A 17888-nucleotide genomic window follows, 5' to 3' on the forward strand; every position below is an offset into this window, starting at 1 on the left:
GGCGGCACATCCTGCTGAACGGGCATTACACCTTCCAGACTGACGGCAAGTTCATCGACCTGGATGCGCTCGTGGCGGGACTGGAGCTGGGCTGACGGAAATTTCTGGGATTCCGGCGTACAACCCCATACAGCAATCGCCCCCAACCAGGTATGGTCCTGGGACTGCACCTGGCTTCCTGGGCCAGCCAAGGGTACCTACTACTATCTGGTGATGATCCTCGACATCTTCAGCCGTAAAGTCGTGGGCTGGGAAGCCTTTCTGGGGGAGTCTGCAGCTAACTCACGCCGTGTCATTGAACGAGCCGTGCTGGCCGAAAACATGGTAGGCCAGCCTCTGGTGCTGCACGCTGATAACGGCAGCCCCTTCAAAGGCGTCACCTTGCTTGAGAAGCTGAGAGATCTGCAGATCCAGCCTTCGTTCAGTCGACCGCGTGTGAGCAACGATAACGCCTTCTCCGAGGCTCTGTTCCGCACCTGCAAGTATGTGCCGAACTACCCCGTCAGTGGCTTCGCTGACCTATCAGCTGCCCAGCGTTGGGTGCACGGCTTCGTCCAGTGGTACAACTATGAGCACCGCCACAGTGCTATCCGCTTCGTGACGCCGATGCAGCGCCACACAGGAGAAGACAAAGCCATATTAGCCAAGAGACATGCGCTCAACCTTGCAGCCAGAGCTGCGCATCCTGAGCGCTGGAGTGGTGACACCCGCAACTGGCATCCTGTGACATTAGTATCGCTAAACCCAGAGCGCCGAGTAGTTAGGGAGGTAGAGAAAATAGCTGCATAAAAATCAAACAGGGCGACAGATACCTTGACAGTTACCGTAAGAGACATCTATTTTTACACCTGTCATTCATCCAACACAGTCATGGTAGCTAAGCTAGCACCCCACTAACAATATCGCTATCAGCACATACCGCACCCTGTTCGAACTAATGGATTGTGATGGACACACCAAATAACTCACTGCATGAGGCAACCCATGAAAAAGCAATTAAAAATAATTCTGCTCGCGTCCCACCTGGCTCTGTTTGGCGCGGGAGTTGGGCTAGGGATCTATATACTTCCGATTTTGACAGCACAAGAAAACGCCACCATCGCCGAAATTGAAGAAGTGCAAAAGGTGGCAAAGTATAGCGGAGAGTTCAAGAAAGATCAGAAAGGCAGCGACGCCCTTCACTGGGCGAATGGACAACTTTTTGTTACGGATAACGAAATTGTATTTAAAGGTGATGTAGCACCTGGTCCAGACTACAAAATTTACCTGACAAAGAAACAAGCCACCGACAAAGAATCGTTTTTGGACATAAAGAAAGAAGCAATTCTGATTGGCGAATTGAAAAACTTCGGGAATTTCAAGAAAACCATTCCTGCAAGCGTCAACGTCAACGAGTTTACAACGGTCCAAATATGGTGCGAGCATTTCTCTAAGTTCATCGGCTCCGCAAAATATCAGTAAACAAGCTTAAACTTGGATCTTGCCTGTTCACGAATAACATGCGCCTCATGCCAATGGAAATTAAAGTCTTGCCGGGCATGAGGCCTCCCCTCCACGTCTAGATTCTTGAAGTCAAAATTGACCTCAACCGACCCTCAGACACTGACTACGATGCCTGCATACCCTGAAGCGGTTCACCAGATGGGCTTGCGACAGAGATAAGTACGCGCCAACCTCAGATGCCGCTAAGGCTCTATACGCCGCCTTATCGGAATGGGTGGAATTTTGCGCGCGAGCGTCTAATGTTATCCAAGAGCGAGGGCTCTGATTAGTCCCGTCTCCCATGAAGATTCGCAGACTAAGACCCCTATTAAATCTGTAACATTTCGCTAGTTAAACGTTCATAGTGGAGATAAATAAAATGATTTCTTTACTGTGGGGTGAAATTAACCATATCGACAATGTTAGACCCATAGACGATGAGGACCTGCCATGTCTAAATGAAATATTTGAAATATTGAAAAAGCACAACTGCATAGACAGATTTGGCGTGGCACTACTGCACAAACACTTTGATCTACAAGAAGATGAGGTGGGGGTTTGGGGAGCAATGGAACCAAAAACCAACGTAAGCCTTACCACCTCCGCTCAGAGCCTTCTTCCTAGGCAATTCCCTCGATTGATCTTCCGTACTTTTCGAAAGTATTGCTTACGGCAATGTGCATCCGAGTTAATGTGGCCCAACACCACAATCTAGGAGCTGAACAATGAGCCAATCTGACCCGCAACACCCATCCCGCCGCATGCTGCTCAAGCGCGGAGCTGCCCTTTCCACATTGGCGATTACTGGAGTGGCCGGGTTAACTGTGCCTTCAGTGTCTTTTGCCGCAGCGCTTAGCAAAGAAGAGCGAGATAAAATGACGCCGGATGAGGTCATTGAAAGCCTGAAATCTGGCAATCTGCGTTTCCGTGAAGGCAAAATGCAGCAGCATGACTATTTGGCGCAAAAGCGCGCCAGTCAAAAGGGGCAGTATCCGTCAGCGGTAATTTTAAGCTGTATTGATTCGCGCGCTCCGGCGGAAATCCTGCTGGATGCCGGTATTGGTGAAACGTTTAACTGCCGTGTGGCTGGCAATGTGGAAAACGAAGACATTCTCGGCAGCATGGAATTTGCCTGTGCTCTGGCAGGGGCCAAGGTAATAGTGGTGATGGGGCATACCTCCTGTGGTGCGGTGAAGGGTGCCATTGCCAACGCCGAACTGGGAAACCTGACTGGATTGCTGAGCAAAATTAAACCGGCAATTACTGAAACGGCATACGCAGGTGAGCGTACGGCTGACAACTATGACTTTGTCGATTCCGTTGCCCGCACCAACATCAAGATGACGCTGGCCGATATCCGTCAACACAGCCCCACCCTGAATAAGCTCGAGCAGGATGGGAAAATAAAAATTGTAGGCGCTATCTATAAGCTTGTGGGTGGAGAGGTTGAGTTCTTTACCTGAGAATAAATAACCGTCAGCCTGGGCATGGCCGCTTTCGATCACAAACAGCTACAGGTCTTCCTCTGGATTACGCAGTGGCCGTAGCTCACCTCGGGCGACTTCTTCCGGTACCGCGAAGGAGTACCGTCCCAACATATTGATATGCTCGAAGATCAGCGGCGACAGCCGAACCAGATCCTCTTCCTGCACCGGGTAGCCGTGCTGCTTTAGCCGTTCCACAGCTGCCGTCATGTAGAGGGTGTTCCACAGCACGATGATGTTCACCACCAGGCCCAAAGCACCGAGTTGATCCTCTTGACCTTCGCGATAGCGCTGGCGAAGCTCGCCGCGTTTGCCATGGAACACGGCACGGGCCAGGCTGTGCCGACCTTCGCCTCGGTTCAGTTGGGTCAGGGTGGCGCGGCGCTTGGACTCATCATCGATGTAGGTCAGTGTGTGCAGGGTTTTCTCGATCCGCCCAAACTCTGCCAGCGCTTGGGCCAGGCGGGTCGGACGATCTCCCGTTTGCAGCGTGCGCATGATGCCGGTCGCCGGCACTCGACCGAGCTTGAGTGAACCAGCTAGGCGTAGTAGGTCATCCCAGTGTTCCGCGATCAGGTCGAGCTTGACCGACTGCCGGGCGAGTCCGTTGAGCTTGCCGTAATCCGCTTCTGGGCGTGTGCGCCAGAAGCGGGTGCCGCCGACATCGGCCAAGCGCGGGCAGAAGTGATAACCGAGCAAACGGAACAACCCGAACACCACATCGCTGTAGGCACCGGTATCGGTCATGATTTGTGTGGGCTGCAATTCGGTCTGTTGTTCCAGCACAACCGCAAGCAGTACCAGGCTGTCGCGCAAGGTGCCGGGTACTGTGATGGCGTTCAGGCCGGAGAACTGGTCGGAAATCAGGTTGTACCAGGTGACGCCCCGGCCGGTACCGAAGTATTTCGGGTTGGGCCCAGCATGCACGGTGCGCACTGGTACGACGAAACGCATGCCATCGGCGGAGGCCACTTCGCCGCCGCCCCAGATCTGAGCCAGCTCCAGTTGGCTTTGCGCCGACACCAGAATGGCGTTGGCTGCTGACAGGGTGTCGTCACGGAGATAGTTCTGGCTGACCCACGACAGCCGATCACGGCGCAGCGCTTGGTTATCGTTGCGGATCAATGGCTCCAGGCCGGTGTTACAGGCGCCTCCCAGCAGCACGGCGCACAGACTTGTCACCAGGTTGTCGGCCCGCGTATTGCGTTCGGATACATGGGTGAAGGCCTCAGCGAAGCCGGTACGGGCCGCGATTTCCAATAGGATTTCCGGCAGATCGACACGCGGCATCAAGTCGGCCACTGCTGCACGCAGTTGCAATAGCGAGTTTGGCTCCTCCAACTTGTCCAGCGCCCCGAGGGACAGCTCGGTTTTACCCTCTGCGCTCTCACTTAGCTGGATGGCCGGGTTGTCGGGAAGTCGGGCGGCAACCGCCTGCCACGTTGAATCCAGCTCAGCAGACAAAGCGTCCAAAGTGGTTTTGGCGTCGATGGTCAAGCCCAGTGAGCGGCAGATGATCGGTCGCGCCGACAGCCATTCTGCGCCATCGAGCAGACCGATACGCGGGTCGGCATAGCGCCAACTGGGTGCAACAAAGACATCGCGGCGGCGTAGGGCCGTGCGTAGTGCATCGAGCGTGCAGAAGACATAGGCGCCCATGTCGAGGGAGCCATCTTCGCGGGTGATGTGGTTCTGCCAGGCCTTGGCAACAATCTCCTGCGGCGCGTCATCCTCGGGCTTCCTGCGAGGTAGATTCAGTTGCAACCAGTCCAGACTAGCCGCCACCCTCTTGCCGGCGGGACTGAAGCCGAAGCGAATATGTTTCAGAAGATCGGGAAGGAAGCGGCGCACACTGCGGTAGCGCTCCTCCAGGGCGAGGTAAAATACATCGTTGGCCGGACGGATCAACGCAGTGACCTCTTCCAGGGCTTTCTCCAGCCTGACACGTGGCAGGTCGTTGAACAGCTGGGAACGGACGTTGTCATCGCTGATCGAGCTATCCAGCACGACCTTGCACGCAGCAGCGAGTGTTGCCGCCGAGCGATCCAGGTCTTTTAGGCTACGCAACCGGGCTTTCTTGTCAGCCTTCTCCGCATTGTTGAAAATATCACGTAGTAGCGCCTCCAGAACTTCCAGCGCATCGTCGTGCGCACTGGCTTCAAGGGAAACCGCGAACGCCACCAGCGTCGCCAACCGGCGCGACGCCGGCAGTCGATTGATGGCCGTGACCTTGGCCGTGTTGGAAAAGCGGGCCAGGGCTGCAATACGGCTGGGCGGGATATGTGCAGCCGGCGGCAAGGCGATACCCAACCCACGCACATCATCCAGCCGACGCAGCGCCCGAATCAGAGCAGGGCCACTGACCATCACCGGGCCGGAGCGTAGTTGATCCAGCCGGGAACTGCGGTTGCCTTCAGCCACCAGAAGCAAGTCTTGTAGGTGTTGTCTCTGTTCCTCGGTCACGCTGCGGCCTAAGGTGTACCAGAGGCGTTCTTCAACGCGGCTACGCAGTTGGGCAATGAAACGCTCTAACTGGGAAACCCCAGGCAATAGGACTTTCTGTGTGAACAGCCATGAGGCGGCTCGTTCAAACAGCACACCAGGCCGATCTGTGCCTGTCCAGCAGAGGGCATACAGCCATCGGCTCAAACGAAAGCCGATGCCAGGGTCTGTAAAGTGGCGATAGCCATAGCGCTCTTGAATATCGGCCGTATGTATCCAGCGACGATGATCGCTGTAACGCGCAAGACAGTCAGGGTCGGCGATTGCCAATTGCCGACAAAGTACATGCAGGACTTCCACCGGCACAGCAACGGGCTTGTCCGGCAAAACACCCACGAAGCGAACGGTAGTCAGCAGAACGGCATAGCCCAGGCGGTTATGGTTGCCGCGTAGTACCTGGACGGCTTCACGGTCTTCATCGCTCAGGTGGAAGTAGCGCTCCAGTTCATCACGGCTGGGTGCCTCGATGTAGCGACCAAAGCCGTCGCGCTGCTCCTGGGTCAGAAAGCCGACCGGCATGGATCACAGTACCTCGGCGCAGAACACCGCGGGGGTGACAATCCGCGTGCGTTCGATATGCCCGCGCTGCAAGAGGCCGGCGCGGCGATCACCGGTCACCAGATAGTCCGCATTGCCCGCCAAGGCCATGGCCAGCAGAAATGAATCATCCGGATCATCGGCTTCAACCTCGATGACCAAGCGCTCCAATACTACTGCGCGTTGCAGGTTGTTGATCATGGCTCCGACTTTGGCAGGCTGCAGGATGGCCTGAAGCTTGGGGTATCGACTAGCGCGCCGAATCTCATCGAGCTGTGCCCGTGAGGTTACTACCTCGAAGCGAGCCGAACGCCAGGCCCGATAGATCACATCAGGGGCCCCATGCGGTGAGATCAGCGCGCTGAATAGAATGTTGGTATCCAATACAACCCGCATCAGCGTTTACGTGCCCAGTCGAGCGCTTCATCAACCGCGTCGGTCAGCTCTGCCTCACTTAGATGGACGTTGAAAGCCTTGGCCTGTTCAGCGCTCAGTTCTAGGATGTGTGCCCGCACCGCCTCTTCGATGAAGCGCGACAGGTCGCCCTTACGGCCACCGCCTTGGCTGGCCAGAAACATGCGAAGCGATTGGTCGGTGTCGGTAGAGACGGCGACGTTCCAGCGAGTGGTGTTCATGACTTCTCCAATAACAGGTGTTTGTGTGTTTATACACCCGTTCCTTGCCGCTTCGCAATGGTTCGATAAAACCCTCGTTTTATAGAACTTTAACGGAAGACCAGCCCTGCTCTGAGTTAAGCCTCATTATGGTTTTAAATACTGGTATCGTTAATCAAGGTTCTATTTTCAATTTATCTGTTGAGTAAACGGTACTTCTGATGAAAATTGGCTATGCGCGGGTGAGTACTCGGGATCAGAACGCAGACCTCCAGATCGATGCTCTGAAAAAGGCAGGCTGCGAGCGGATCTATCAAGACGTTGCCAGCGGCTCAAAAAGCGCACGTCCGGAACTGGATAAATTATTGGTTCATGTGCGAGCCGGTGATGCCGTGGTGATTTGGAAGCTGGATCGTCTGGGACGCTCACTCAAGCACCTGGTCGAACTGGTCGGTGAATTGGCCGCTCGTAACGTTGGCCTGCAAAGTCTGAATGACCCCATCGATACCACTCACGCGCAAGGGCGCTTTGTGTTCAACCTGTTCGCTTCATTGGCAGAGTTCGAACGCGAGTTGATTCGTGAGCGCACACAGGCCGGCTTGTCCGCTGCACGGTCACGTGGTCGAGTCGGTGGCCGTCCGAAGGGGTTGCCAGCTCAAGCCGAAGCGACAGCTATGGCCGCAGAAACGCTGTACCGCGAGGGACGGTTAAGTGTGAGCGCCATTGGCAAGAAACTGCACATCTCCAAAAGTACGCTTTACCGCTACCTCCGGCATCGCGGCATAACGATCGGCGTACCCACAAAAATCTCCCTGCATCTCGACATTACAGTCCCACCGGCAGTGGACGATGCCGAACGGATCGCGACGGTCATATTGCGCCTGGCCGTCGAGAACAACAGCAAGTTCGTGCGTGGCAAAAAGCGGGCAAAAGAGAACATCGAGCGTTACTGCCTGGAACCCTATGGCATGAAGCCACTGGAGTCGGGCAACTACGCACTGAGCATTCCATATCGCAATGATGAGGCATTGGATAAGACGGTACATGATCTGCTGACCGAGATCAGCCAGGAAGCCGAGATGCGCAATTGTTTTATCGAGGCGGATGCCTGGGAAGAGGGCTCTGAGCGGAGGTGGTAAGGCTTACGTTGGTTTTTGGTTCCATTGCTCCCCAAACCCCGTGAGCGCGTGGGAACAGGAGCGTGACCGGCGGATCGCCAGAGTAATGGGGCATAGCAACCCATTCGTAACAGGTGAAAGATCCTGGAATCTCGGTATGCGAGTGAAGGGAGCGGGCACAATGGCACAGGCCATTCGGAGCGAACCAGTTCAGCACCAGGTATCTGGTGGATACGCCTCCAGCTCGCTTTCGCCGGTGATTGGCAACCGCAATAGCAATGTTTACCACCTGCCAGTGGGCTGTCCGAGCTATGAAAAAGTCGGAACGCGCAACCGGGTAGAGTTTGCGAGCGCTGCGGACGCCGAAGCTGCGGGTTTCAAACGGGCCGGAAACTGCCGATAAGGGCCGTTCGGAGGGGATATGCGGTTTTGTAGCCTTCAGGGCCAGGTTAACCCTTCCTGAGCCTCCAGGGCGCTGTGCGGTCGTTACAGCCCGTGCTGACGGGAAGCGTGAGGTGAGGGAGCGAGTTTTGCGTGCCTGGCCGGGTGTATCGTGAAGATCTCCCGGCCGGCCTCGATGATCAATCAACGGTCTGATGCTGTTTCGTTTTTGCAGTGTGCTGGGCCGGTACCGGACCAGAATGGGCTGGCGTAGTGGCCAAGGTGTGAGTAATCACCGAGCCGCTTTTGTTCGCCAGGTTCTTTGCCAGAGACTCGCGGACAACTTCCATCGTGAGTATTCGCGAGGTGGCAATCGCAGCTTTGAGGGGCTGGCCAGCTGCAACCAGTACCTCAACCATGTCCAGGGCCGTATTCACGCCGGCTTCAATTCGTTTCTCAACGCCATCAATCATCATCTTCTCGATCTCCATTTCAGGCAGCTGGCGGAATGCAAGCGGCCTCAGCAGAGCGTACGTGGTTCACCAGCTATTTGGGTAGAGCATCAAAGCGCGAGGCTAAAGGACGCATCCTAATTATTAGGCTGCTACCGAATTTAACATAACAAAGATTATAAGAAGTCTAAGCTGTTGTTTATAAAGGGTAAGTCTACTGATCAACGACGCCTTTTACTGACTCTCGGTACGTCGATAGCACCTCAGGTGTCTCTGGCGCGCCGGGCTCCTGAGCAACTGGGTCCGCAGTGGATGAGGCTACGAAAAAGCGCCCCCCAGGGAGTGCCGGCAACCGTTGCTTTACGTCTGGTCGTTTTGCTGATCGCGAGTCTCTATCGAAGTTCTTGAGGCCAACGATCCTTGCAGCGGGTTGCCCATCGAGTACGAAGAATGGAAGGTTGGCATGCAGCATTGCGTCATACCGGCTGCGCTCGGAAAACCACAGCATGGCCCGCGGATGCGGAGCGATGGGCTTTGGCACATCCAGCATATCGGTTTCAGCCATATTCGCAATGCTGCGCAGATCGATCCACTGGGGGCTATTCACCACCGGCTCGCCGGTGGCCATAGATTTTTCATGGGCCTCGGCGAGCAGCACCTCACGGACGTGGCCAACAGTGACACGCTCTTTTCCTGAGGTGTGACCGGCCCAGGTGAATGTGATCTGTCTTGGGGCAGCATCAAAAACCTGGATTGCGCGCTTCAGCTGGTTGAGGGAGAAATTTTTCCCCAGGGCCTGGCGCATGATGTGGGAACGGCGGCTGACGGCAACGTTGCGAAACACTCGCTCAGCCTCGATCGCATCCACCAGCTCGCTCTTGCAGCGGTTCACCGCCCTGCCCTCATCGAGTATCGATCCGGAGAGGATAAAGTACCCCGGCAAACGCAGCACGGTACCTGGAGCCTGGCCGAGATCGCGCTCAAACTCGCGTAACGCCTCTACAGCGGCCTTGATCGCGTCAGTTCCTGTCAGTACCTGGACGTTAATTCGAGATGGCGTCCTCTGTTCAGTGAGGAGCGGGATGCGCCATATCATCCCGCCGACAACCAATGCGGGCCACTTCTCATTGAAAGCCTCAACGGTTTCGACCAAGCGCTCGTAAGCGGAGACAATTGCGTCAGTCATCTAGGATTCCTCATAATACCACCCCTTCACTACGGCTATACCGTATGCCCTCCTCCCCCTCCGCTCCATGTTAACCAGGAGCGACGCCGAGGGTGCGAAAACGATCTCGCGATTGAAGGGGTGGTATTATCGAGTATCCCAAAATCCGCTCATAAAAAAACCCGTTCGAAACGGGCTTTTTTTGCTACGTGTCAGCTCAACGAATTTGGACTGCCTCAAGGGACAACAGATCCTCAATGTGATCCGCTGCATCGGCCCGCAAACGGCTCTCCAACCTTTCTCGATTGATGTGTTCAGTTTCGCTCGGCTCAACGAGCAAGACTACATAGCCTTGATTCCGCAGCTGCTGAAGCAAAGCTGCCTGGTCGCTGGAAATGGGCATGAAAATATCTCCTGTGATCAGTGGGTGATTTTCAAAAGTCGAAGCATGCTCGAGGAGCACTACGCGGCAGCCACCTGTTTCTTCCTGAAAACCATCGGGGTATTTGGCTTGCGGCCGTCACGCCGGTCGACGAATTCTTTCATGATCTCCAACATCGTCGAGTTGACCGCAAGAACTCGCATCGCGCGGGTACACGCGACGTAGAGGAGGTTCATCTCATCAATCCATGGTTCCTTTTCGTTCTCTGGATTGAATGGATCGAAGGTGAAATCCTCAGCCAGTTGCACCGCATCCCACTCCAAGCCCTTCGAACGATGCGCGGTGCTGAGGGTGATGGTGGCTTCAAGCTCATCAGTGACCGCATTGCGCCGCAGCTTGGCAAACAACTCCGGGAGATCCGCACTGTACTGCTCGATGATCTTGATCGAGCGGTTCATCTCAGGGTCTTGGCTTTCATCGGCAATCTGCTTGTAGAGATCGTAATCAGGATATTCCTGGAGGAGTTTTTTTCCCTTCACTCGGTCACGCCACCCCTTCGATAGCGCATGTAGGTCTTCAAGATCCTGGAGGTTGTAACCCTCGATCCCCCCAACCCAGTAGATCTTTGCACCAGTCTCTACATTGGCCAGCGCCGTCTCGATCACTCCAACCACCGTCCGGCAGAGTACGGTGCGATGTTCAAGGTCAGCAGGTAGTGCCTTGGAAACACGAGTCTCGCCGCCAAGCCCAGCCAGTTGGCGGGATTCACCCTTGAACGCGAGAACCATGTTGGCGACGTGCGCAACGGCAGACCCGAACCGAAACGACTGAGTGAGGTAGTGGACTTCCGCTTTGTCGAGCCAGGTTGCATTGAGAGCATCTACGGCCCCCCTGAAGCGGTACAGCATCTGATGGCCATCACCACAAACGACTACGCCCATTCCGTATGCCGCCTGCTGCGCAAGCACACCAGCAATCACTGGATTGATGTCCTGCGCCTCGTCTCCAAGCGCAATATCGTAACGATCCCGCAGATTTGGTTTCGAGAGTGCCCAAAGCTTGAGATAGCCGTCGTGAGTGATATTCGCAGCCTCGTTTTGGATGTCGCACATTTGCAACCAAAGCTGCCTGGCTCCCTCTACGATGCTTCCGGCGGCGCGCTTCATTCGCTCCGTTTTGAGCTTGTTGACGGGGCAGTGACATAGCTCGATGTCGTCATCCGCGCTGGCCAAATAATTGTTCAGCGTCTCTTGCACGCTGCGCACCAATTCCCAGTTCTGTGAGCCGATAATTCTTGCGATGTCGGTCAGGCGCAGGTTGCTCGTGAGCTTGTGTCTGTACTTCGATCCGATCGACGCATAAGCCAAGCCGTGGGCTGTTTTGCACGTCACGTTCGGCGGAAACTTTTGCTTGGCAGCAATCTCGACGCTTTTGTTGTAGCAGAGGTAGAGCAGACGGCATTGAGGCCGAGCCTTGGCATAGCCAACAAGCGTGGTGGTCTTCCCTGTTCCAGCAAAAGCCACCAGCTTGACGATACGGGCCAACGAGTTAATCGCTGGCCCCTGTTCGTGGGTGAAGTTCATCCCTTGGATCTCCGTTCTGATATGCCTCCATGGTTGCATAGCCACGCACAAACCCAAGCGGGGGCTGCTAGCTCTGCCCTCTAAAGGATTTGGGTATTCCTGGAGAGGTGGCAATGTCTTCTCACACCCGGAATCAGAGCAGCAACCATGACTTACAACGAGACCCTTGCTTCCTATCAGCGCCTTCTTGAAGCCAATCCAGGGAAAGCATTGCAAATCGGCGACGATTGCTACGCGGTGCTGATCAACGGAACCTTGAGTGGGGCATACGCCACCCTGGATGGGGCTGTTGATCTTGGGACAATCTTCCACTTTGATCGAGAAGCTTGGGATGCCGAATGCGAGTGTTGGGACGGCGATGTTTCTGGCATGCAAACAGCATTTTGCGTAGCCACTCCCTCCCTTGTTGAACTTCCGCCACCACCCGCGGGGAATGGCACGCCCAACCAAGGGAAAAAAGAATGCTAGGGTTCGCCGCCAATCCGATGCCGAACAAAGCCAGGGGAATTCCGTTTGGGATTTACGGGACTGCTGGCAGGATGAATGCAGATCAAGGGAGCCGTAGCTTATGACAGCCATCCAACTTTTCCAGCAGCGCCAATCGGAGCCGGTATGCACCGATCTGATTCAGATGATTCGTGACGGCATGATTCGCCGGCTCAAGCGATTTGTTGTAGAACCTTACGATGACGGCATCACCTGGGGGATTCAGACAGTCGCCATAGCAACACCTGATGCTGATGACGGCGACCAGTTTCCGGTTGTGATTGTCGACCTCCACGAAGACGACCAGGCTGCAATGTCGTTTGCCCTGAGCGTCTTCGACGCGCTCAAAAATGCAGGCCGAGCATCAGGCGAGGATGTATGCCAATGGCGGCGAAGCCTCTTCACGCTTGTACCTAATTACTGAGCGCTGCGCGCCCCAGACCGGGCCAAGAAAAACCCGCCATTAAGGCGGGTTTTTTGTGGAAGTGGCACCAAAAGGACGGCAAATGACGATTCGAATACCTAAGCGGAAAAAACCGGCACCGGCGACACTGCTCACAAAGGCACAAACGGTCGTCAGATGACGACGCAAGCTAATCTGGTTGCTCTCCTTCCTCTGCCGAAACAGCGAACAGCAGACCGGCTTCTTGTGCTTCAGCCAACTCACCCAAAGGCTTCGTGATCAGCCATTCGCTTTCTTCGGCAGGGTCATACTCAGGAAGCGGGGGAAGATCTTCAGGGTCAAGTTCCAGATTAAGCGGGAGCTGTGCGAGGTCACAGAAGGTGAACTTGATTGCGATCACCTTCCGCCCTTCCCTCCTCAACTCGTAGCTGACATCCAGATTGCTCTTAGTCTTCAGCTCCTCAACTGCCGGATCTATGACTCTCTGGCGAAGGTTGTTGAATCGTTGATAGGCATCCGACAAGCCAAGGGCGACCCGCAAGGCTTCAACCTCGATGTAGGCCCATCCAGTCTTCCGAAACTGCATCAGCATCTCGAATAGCCGGAACGAATGGCTTGAGTCCAGGCAGGCAACGCGCCGTAGATCATAGCTGGTCACTTTGCTGTACAGCATCGTGAGATAGGGCATGACATGGATGGTGAACGACAATTCAACGCGACCTTCACCATCCAGATATTTGGCCCGATCAACCCACCGCTTTCGCTCCATTCCAGACCCGTCAAAGGTCTTGATATCGCGCTCGTATAGCTCATCAGCTGCCACTTTCATCTGCTCATAGGCATGCCTGAGCTGGACGCCGTAGATATCCGAATAGTCCACGGCCGACACTGACACCTTTTTCGGCATGGGCCTTCTTGGATCGAGCTTGCTAATAGCCGCGAGGATCAATCGCTGCTCGTTGAGAGTCAGCCGGTACGATGCGGTAATCAGCGTATTGGATTTCGTGACCCGGAGCGGCTTAGGTTCCGGCTTGGTAGGTTTGGGTAAATTGGACATAACTGGCCCTACGATTAGTAACGAAACCCTACAGAGAGTTTCCCCTGTAGTCGATACCCAGGAATTTTTTAATCTCTCGACCCCAGTAACCACGGGCCCCGCAGATCACCGCCTGTTCACTTGGCTCGGCATCGCATGAATCTGTAGTCGATAGATAGCAGCCGTAATTTGTAGTCGATAGGCTTCCGTCCACCCCGTACAACAGCCGTAATCTGTAGTCGATGGTCCGCGGCACCTTCGATCCGCAGCCGTAATCTGTAGTCGATAGCAAAGAATTTGGTGGCACTGCTACGGGCAAAGGCCGTCCAGGCATAGCCGTAATCTGTAGTCGTATCGAGCAAATGGCTGCTATCGCAGCCGTAATCTGTAGTCGATAGGCTCAGGTGAGGACAGGAAAGACTATTTATTGGCGATTCCACGCAGGATTGGGGCAAAACATCGAGAAACGTCAAAGAAACGGCGAATAAACATAAATATCCTTTAAAAACAAGTAATTACAGAGTTTTTGCCGTAGGCAAAGGCCAGTCTGGCAAATTCAAAGCACAAAATGGCTTGAAATCGAGCCATAAAAACTCAAAATCGTGCTATGTGCACAACCCAACAGCCGGAATCTGTAGTCGTTAGACGCAGCCCAGGGCCTTCATCTGGCCTGTGGATAACGGCCGGAATCTGTAGTCGTCACAGCCGGAATCTGTAGTCGCATCAGCCGTAATCCATAGTCGCAAAGCCGGAATCTGTAGTCGCAATGCCGTAATTTGTAGTCGATAGTCCTCTGGAGGCCCCGTGGCACAAGGGCTCCAGCCTTCTAAAAACAAGAGAACAACAAGAGAAAAACAATTAAAAGGCTTTTAAAACTGAAAAGCTGATTTTCTGAAGGTTGAGAAGCAAAGGCCAAAACCAAAGCCAAAAGCAGACTCAGAATCCGAGGGCCGTTTTTCCGACGACAATTCGGTTCGAAAGCAGCACACCCACCAGGTCGGCGAGGAGAAAATGATCCCAACCGAACACGACCTGGAGGAACCCAATGAATACTGCCGCTTTCGCGGGCGTCGCAGCTTATCTGCTCAGCATGGCTGCTATAGCGCCGGAGCCGGTAAGCCTAGCTGTAGGCGTTACGACGATCGTAGACGTCCAGCAGCACTACACCATCATCGACAAGATTGGTACTTCCTACACCGGCGGGCCGGTACTTAACCTTTCAGAGTGGGAGGTCAACCTCGAGGGTGTCACTGACATTCAGCTGGCCTTCAACGCTGAAGGGGTCCTGGATGTCGCTACGGTAAAAGCTGACAAGCTCCACCTGGAGGAGGTGCTGAATGGCTTGAGGAGCCAGCTGCAAATCAGCACTGATGAATCCAGCCTTGGCTTTGAGAACGTGACTTTCTTGTCTGGCTCCACCGAGGTGGTTGTCGAATCGCATCCCCTGGACACCCAATTCACAGTCAATTACATCAGCGCCGACTTCAAACGCGCACGCACCCAAGCTCAAAAACAGTACGCCTAATTAATTCACAGAACAGCCCTCCTCTTTCCATACAAAAACCAGTTCGCTTCAAACCATAAAAAACAGCCATAAACCCGAACTGATCGGCAGGATACCTAGCCATCAGTTCGGGATAAGCAGCGGAAAAAAGGCCCGTACCATGATTTAGCCTTGAAAATATGGCGTTACGTATTATCATCCCCCTGTATTCAGCAAATGCAGGGATTGTCATGCAGCAGTCAAGCGAGCAGTTTGAAGAAGAAACGGTCAACTACACCGACTTCGACGCCCTCCTCTATCCTCCCCAGTTCGCGGCCGACTGCTTCGGCCTTACCACCCGTCGCCTCAAAGATATTGAAGACGAAAACGGCATCGAGATTCGCCGGGTTCCGCGAGGAACTGTCACCTCAAGGGCTTATACGCTTCGCGATATTTTTGACATCGCTGCGCTTCGCCGAGCGAAAGGCTACGCAAAGGGACTGCCTCGGCAGATTGTTATCTCAACGTTCGTGCAGAAAGGCGGTACCGGAAAGACGACAACCTCAGTCAACTTTGCTGTATTCCTTCAGCTTGCAGGTCTGCGGGTGCTTTGCGTTGATAACGATCCTCAGGGCGATTCGTCCAGCGTGTTTGGCTACGATCCAGATCTCGCACTATCAGATCTCGAGGCGATGGGAATACCAGCAGATCGCTATGTCGCCGGCCATTTTGGCAGCCTCCTGAGTCCCGATCTCCGGGTGAGATGCTTTGATCCGATGACTTTCGAGGAAGTCGTCAAGAAGCCATTCGGTGAGAACGGGCCACACCTGATTCCTGCCGATGCATATCTGGAAGACCTGGCCGTGGCACTCGATGCCGAAAACAATATGGACTTCTGGTATGCAGGGTGGCTTGAGCGGGCGCGTAGCGGAGAAATCCCAGGTGTCGATATCTCCTCCTATGATGTGATTCTGTTCGACAACGCGCCTACCGCCTCCAGGCTCACCAAGAACTCCATTGTTGCCAGCGACTTTGTGCTCTGCCCTGTACGGATGGATAAGTTTTCATTCAGGGCGCTGATGCGGCTAAACGACTGGATGGTTCGATTTGCGAAAGCATATCGCCGCTCTCCGGGAGTGCTCGCTATCCCTACGATGTTCATCCGCAACCGCAAACGCATCCTCAACAACCTGGTCGTCCTGAACGATCTTTTCCCTGGTCGGGTATCTGAAGAAAAACTCTATTACTCCGAGGATTACGGTAAAGCGCTTGATCAAGGCGTTCCCCTGCTGGTCTGGAAAGGTGCCTCTTCCAAGACTATTGACTCGATGCGCAGTGTTTTCGGTGAGGCGTTGAAACGAATACGCGATCTGGCCGCTCAGTGATTTGAGGTGGTGCTCGGAGCACCAGAGCCGTTAGATTTGAGTGGTGCTCGGAGCACCACTCAGCGAGTTCAGAAAATGGTGGTGCTCGGAGCACCACTTATAACTTGAGAATATGAGTGGTGCTCGGAGCACCACCACTAGGTTTCGGAGGAAGTATGGCCAAGTCGGAGGATTACCCAGGTCAAAAAAAGACCCCCCCTCTTTGGGTCACCGGGGTTCGCCCGCCAGCGGAAATTGCTGAGCCGAATCTCAGGGTTTCCGTTGCAGACATGCTCGCAGCGCAAAGGGCGGAACAGGAGGACAGCGCTCCAGTTCCAACCCCGGTTGCAGCTCCAACGCCAGGCCATAGCGATGAATCTCTTGCCGCAAGTGATAGCGGCGTCCTCGCTGAAGTAAGGGTCGAGTCGATTCGGGTATCTCCCTTTCAGCCTCGCCTGACCTTCAGCGAGGCTGCTATTGAGGATCTGGCGAACTCGATCGCCTCTGTTGGGCTGGTAAAGCCGTTGACGGTTCGTCCTATAGGGGAAGGAGCGTATGAGCTGATCGGCGGCGAGCGTCGTTGGCGTGCTCACAAGCTGCTGGGCAGAGAAACCGTCACCGCCTATGTTCGCTCCGTTACGGATGCAATGGCGAAAATCCTGGCCTTGACCGACAACGAGGGACAGGAAGCTCTAACCGAGTATGAGCGCGGTCGTTCCTATGCCGCGATTATGCGAGCTGGGGAAGAAAGTTCGATTCGTGCTCTGGCGCGCAGAGTAGGGGTCAACCATTCGATAGTTAGCAGATGCCTTCTCCTAATGGATCTGCCAGAGGAGGTTCGAGCGATACTCGACACGAATCCAGGGCTTATCGGTGGGAAATGGGCAAAAGACTTCATTGAATTCAGTCGTACCGAGCCGGCGCTGCTTCTGCAAGCAGTTACCTCTATGCGCGATCATCAATGGACGCAGGAACATGCTCTTCGGTGGTTAGCGAAGGAGGTTGCCTCGCGTGATCAGCAGAAAACGCCGAGCAAGTTCACCGACAAAGAGATCAGTGGGATAGGCAAGGTTCGTGTAGATGGGAAAAAGTTCGAGCTTCGATGCGAGAAAACTGTCGACGCGAAGCGGCTGGCTGAACAATTTGAGGCCTTTTTGAAGACCATAGATCGCTCCCTCATTGCAAGCGAATGATTATCAATTATATTGTAATGAATGATTTCAGACGCGAAACTGGTTAGAAAACGTGAACACGAAGGCGAAGTGCCATGACAGAATATGGTTTTTCAGACTTCGAGATAGGGATATATGGCAACCGCAGTCGCGCAACCAGAACTCAGAGTGGTGCAACCGCAGACACGATTCACCGCTCTCGCACAGCTGCCAAAGATTGAGCCTGAGCATTTGCTCGGCCTAA

Annotated in this window: 16 protein-coding genes and 2 pseudogenes; 10 read left to right on the forward strand and 8 right to left on the reverse strand. The window is 54.5% G+C overall.

Annotated elements, in window-relative coordinates:
* Positions 1 to 126: 126 nt before the first annotated feature.
* From JFT63_RS26790 to JFT63_RS26800, 3 genes and pseudogenes are all read left to right on the forward strand, one after another.
* Positions 127 to 789 (forward strand): annotated as a pseudogene (locus JFT63_RS26790) (transposase); the annotation flags it as partial.
* Positions 790 to 984: 195 nt separating this feature from the next.
* The gene (locus tag JFT63_RS26795) at positions 985 to 1461 is read left to right on the forward strand and encodes a DM13 domain-containing protein (protein ID WP_011711661.1); all 477 of its coding nucleotides are present in this window, start codon (positions 985 to 987) and stop codon (positions 1459 to 1461) included.
* A gap of 746 nt (positions 1462 to 2207) precedes the next feature.
* Positions 2208 to 2945, forward strand: a complete 738-nt coding sequence (locus JFT63_RS26800) for a carbonic anhydrase (protein WP_034011920.1) — start codon at positions 2208 to 2210, stop codon at positions 2943 to 2945.
* Between the two features lie 48 nt (positions 2946 to 2993).
* Here the strand turns inward: JFT63_RS26800 and JFT63_RS26805 are convergent, their stop codons facing one another.
* From JFT63_RS26805 to JFT63_RS26815, 3 genes are read right to left on the reverse strand one after another with little or no spacing between them, the layout of a single operon-like run.
* On the reverse strand, positions 2994 to 5987 hold the full coding sequence (locus tag JFT63_RS26805; RefSeq protein ID WP_198845129.1) for a Tn3 family transposase: 2994 nt from the start codon (positions 5985 to 5987) through the stop codon (positions 2994 to 2996).
* Between the two features lie 3 nt (positions 5988 to 5990).
* Positions 5991 to 6401 (reverse strand): putative toxin-antitoxin system toxin component, PIN family, encoded by a 411-nt coding sequence (locus JFT63_RS26810; protein WP_034011919.1) that lies wholly within the window; start codon positions 6399 to 6401, stop codon positions 5991 to 5993.
* Positions 6401 to 6640 carry a ribbon-helix-helix domain-containing protein gene (locus JFT63_RS26815; RefSeq protein ID WP_034011918.1) on the reverse strand — a complete coding sequence of 80 codons (240 nt, stop codon included), beginning with the start codon at positions 6638 to 6640 and terminating at the stop codon, positions 6401 to 6403. Before JFT63_RS26815 ends, JFT63_RS26810 begins: the two co-directional genes overlap by 1 nt.
* Positions 6641 to 6840: 200 nt before the next feature.
* Between JFT63_RS26815 and JFT63_RS26820 the strand changes: the two genes are divergently transcribed.
* Both JFT63_RS26820 and JFT63_RS26825 read left to right on the forward strand, forming a co-directional pair.
* Positions 6841 to 7758, forward strand: coding sequence for a recombinase family protein (locus tag JFT63_RS26820; RefSeq protein WP_047306926.1), 918 nt, complete (start codon positions 6841 to 6843; stop codon positions 7756 to 7758).
* Between the two features lie 37 nt (positions 7759 to 7795).
* Positions 7796 to 8140, forward strand: a pseudogene (locus JFT63_RS26825) (sunset domain-containing protein); the annotation flags it as partial.
* A gap of 178 nt (positions 8141 to 8318) precedes the next feature.
* On the opposite strand, the gene JFT63_RS26830 reads toward JFT63_RS26825, so the two are convergent.
* From JFT63_RS26830 to JFT63_RS26845, 4 genes are all read right to left on the reverse strand, one after another.
* On the reverse strand, positions 8319 to 8609 hold the full coding sequence (locus tag JFT63_RS26830; protein WP_011077912.1) for a hypothetical protein: 291 nt from the start codon (positions 8607 to 8609) through the stop codon (positions 8319 to 8321).
* Positions 8610 to 8784: 175 nt separating this feature from the next.
* Complete coding sequence (locus JFT63_RS26835; RefSeq protein WP_011077913.1) at positions 8785 to 9756, reverse strand: DNA replication terminus site-binding protein; 972 nt, start codon at positions 9754 to 9756, stop codon at positions 8785 to 8787.
* Positions 9757 to 9952: 196 nt separating this feature from the next.
* Positions 9953 to 10138 (reverse strand): hypothetical protein, encoded by a 186-nt coding sequence (locus JFT63_RS26840; RefSeq protein WP_016502325.1) that lies wholly within the window; start codon positions 10136 to 10138, stop codon positions 9953 to 9955.
* 59 nt (positions 10139 to 10197) lie between these two features.
* Positions 10198 to 11700, reverse strand: coding sequence for a 3'-5' exonuclease (locus tag JFT63_RS26845; protein ID WP_033050535.1), 1503 nt, complete (start codon positions 11698 to 11700; stop codon positions 10198 to 10200).
* A 147-nt stretch (positions 11701 to 11847) separates the two neighbouring features.
* Here JFT63_RS26845 and JFT63_RS26850 point away from each other — a divergent pair, with 147 nt between their 5' ends.
* Both JFT63_RS26850 and JFT63_RS26855 read left to right on the forward strand, forming a co-directional pair.
* The gene (locus tag JFT63_RS26850; RefSeq protein ID WP_028622368.1) at positions 11848 to 12168 is read left to right on the forward strand and encodes a hypothetical protein; all 321 of its coding nucleotides are present in this window, start codon (positions 11848 to 11850) and stop codon (positions 12166 to 12168) included.
* A gap of 100 nt (positions 12169 to 12268) precedes the next feature.
* Positions 12269 to 12610, forward strand: coding sequence for a hypothetical protein (locus tag JFT63_RS26855; RefSeq protein ID WP_016502326.1), 342 nt, complete (start codon positions 12269 to 12271; stop codon positions 12608 to 12610).
* 169 nt (positions 12611 to 12779) lie between these two features.
* On the opposite strand, the gene JFT63_RS26860 is transcribed toward JFT63_RS26855, so the two are convergent.
* Positions 12780 to 13646 carry a replication initiation protein gene (locus JFT63_RS26860; protein WP_011154372.1) on the reverse strand — a complete coding sequence of 289 codons (867 nt, stop codon included), beginning with the start codon at positions 13644 to 13646 and terminating at the stop codon, positions 12780 to 12782.
* Positions 13647 to 14670: 1024 nt separating this feature from the next.
* Between JFT63_RS26860 and JFT63_RS26865 the strand changes: the two genes are divergently transcribed.
* From JFT63_RS26865 to JFT63_RS26875, 3 genes are all read left to right on the forward strand, one after another.
* Positions 14671 to 15150 (forward strand): hypothetical protein, encoded by a 480-nt coding sequence (locus JFT63_RS26865; protein WP_011154371.1) that lies wholly within the window; start codon positions 14671 to 14673, stop codon positions 15148 to 15150.
* Between the two features lie 209 nt (positions 15151 to 15359).
* Positions 15360 to 16493: a ParA family protein gene (locus JFT63_RS26870; protein WP_011600725.1), complete on the forward strand. Its 1134-nt coding sequence runs from the start codon at positions 15360 to 15362 to the stop codon at positions 16491 to 16493.
* Between the two features lie 155 nt (positions 16494 to 16648).
* The gene (locus JFT63_RS26875) at positions 16649 to 17665 is read left to right on the forward strand and encodes a ParB/RepB/Spo0J family partition protein (RefSeq protein ID WP_011600726.1); all 1017 of its coding nucleotides are present in this window, start codon (positions 16649 to 16651) and stop codon (positions 17663 to 17665) included.
* Positions 17666 to 17888 lie beyond the last annotated feature (223 nt).

The organism is Pseudomonas sp. MF7453 (assembly GCF_016405455.1).
Classification (GTDB): Bacteria; Pseudomonadota; Gammaproteobacteria; order Pseudomonadales; family Pseudomonadaceae; genus Aquipseudomonas; species Aquipseudomonas paralactis.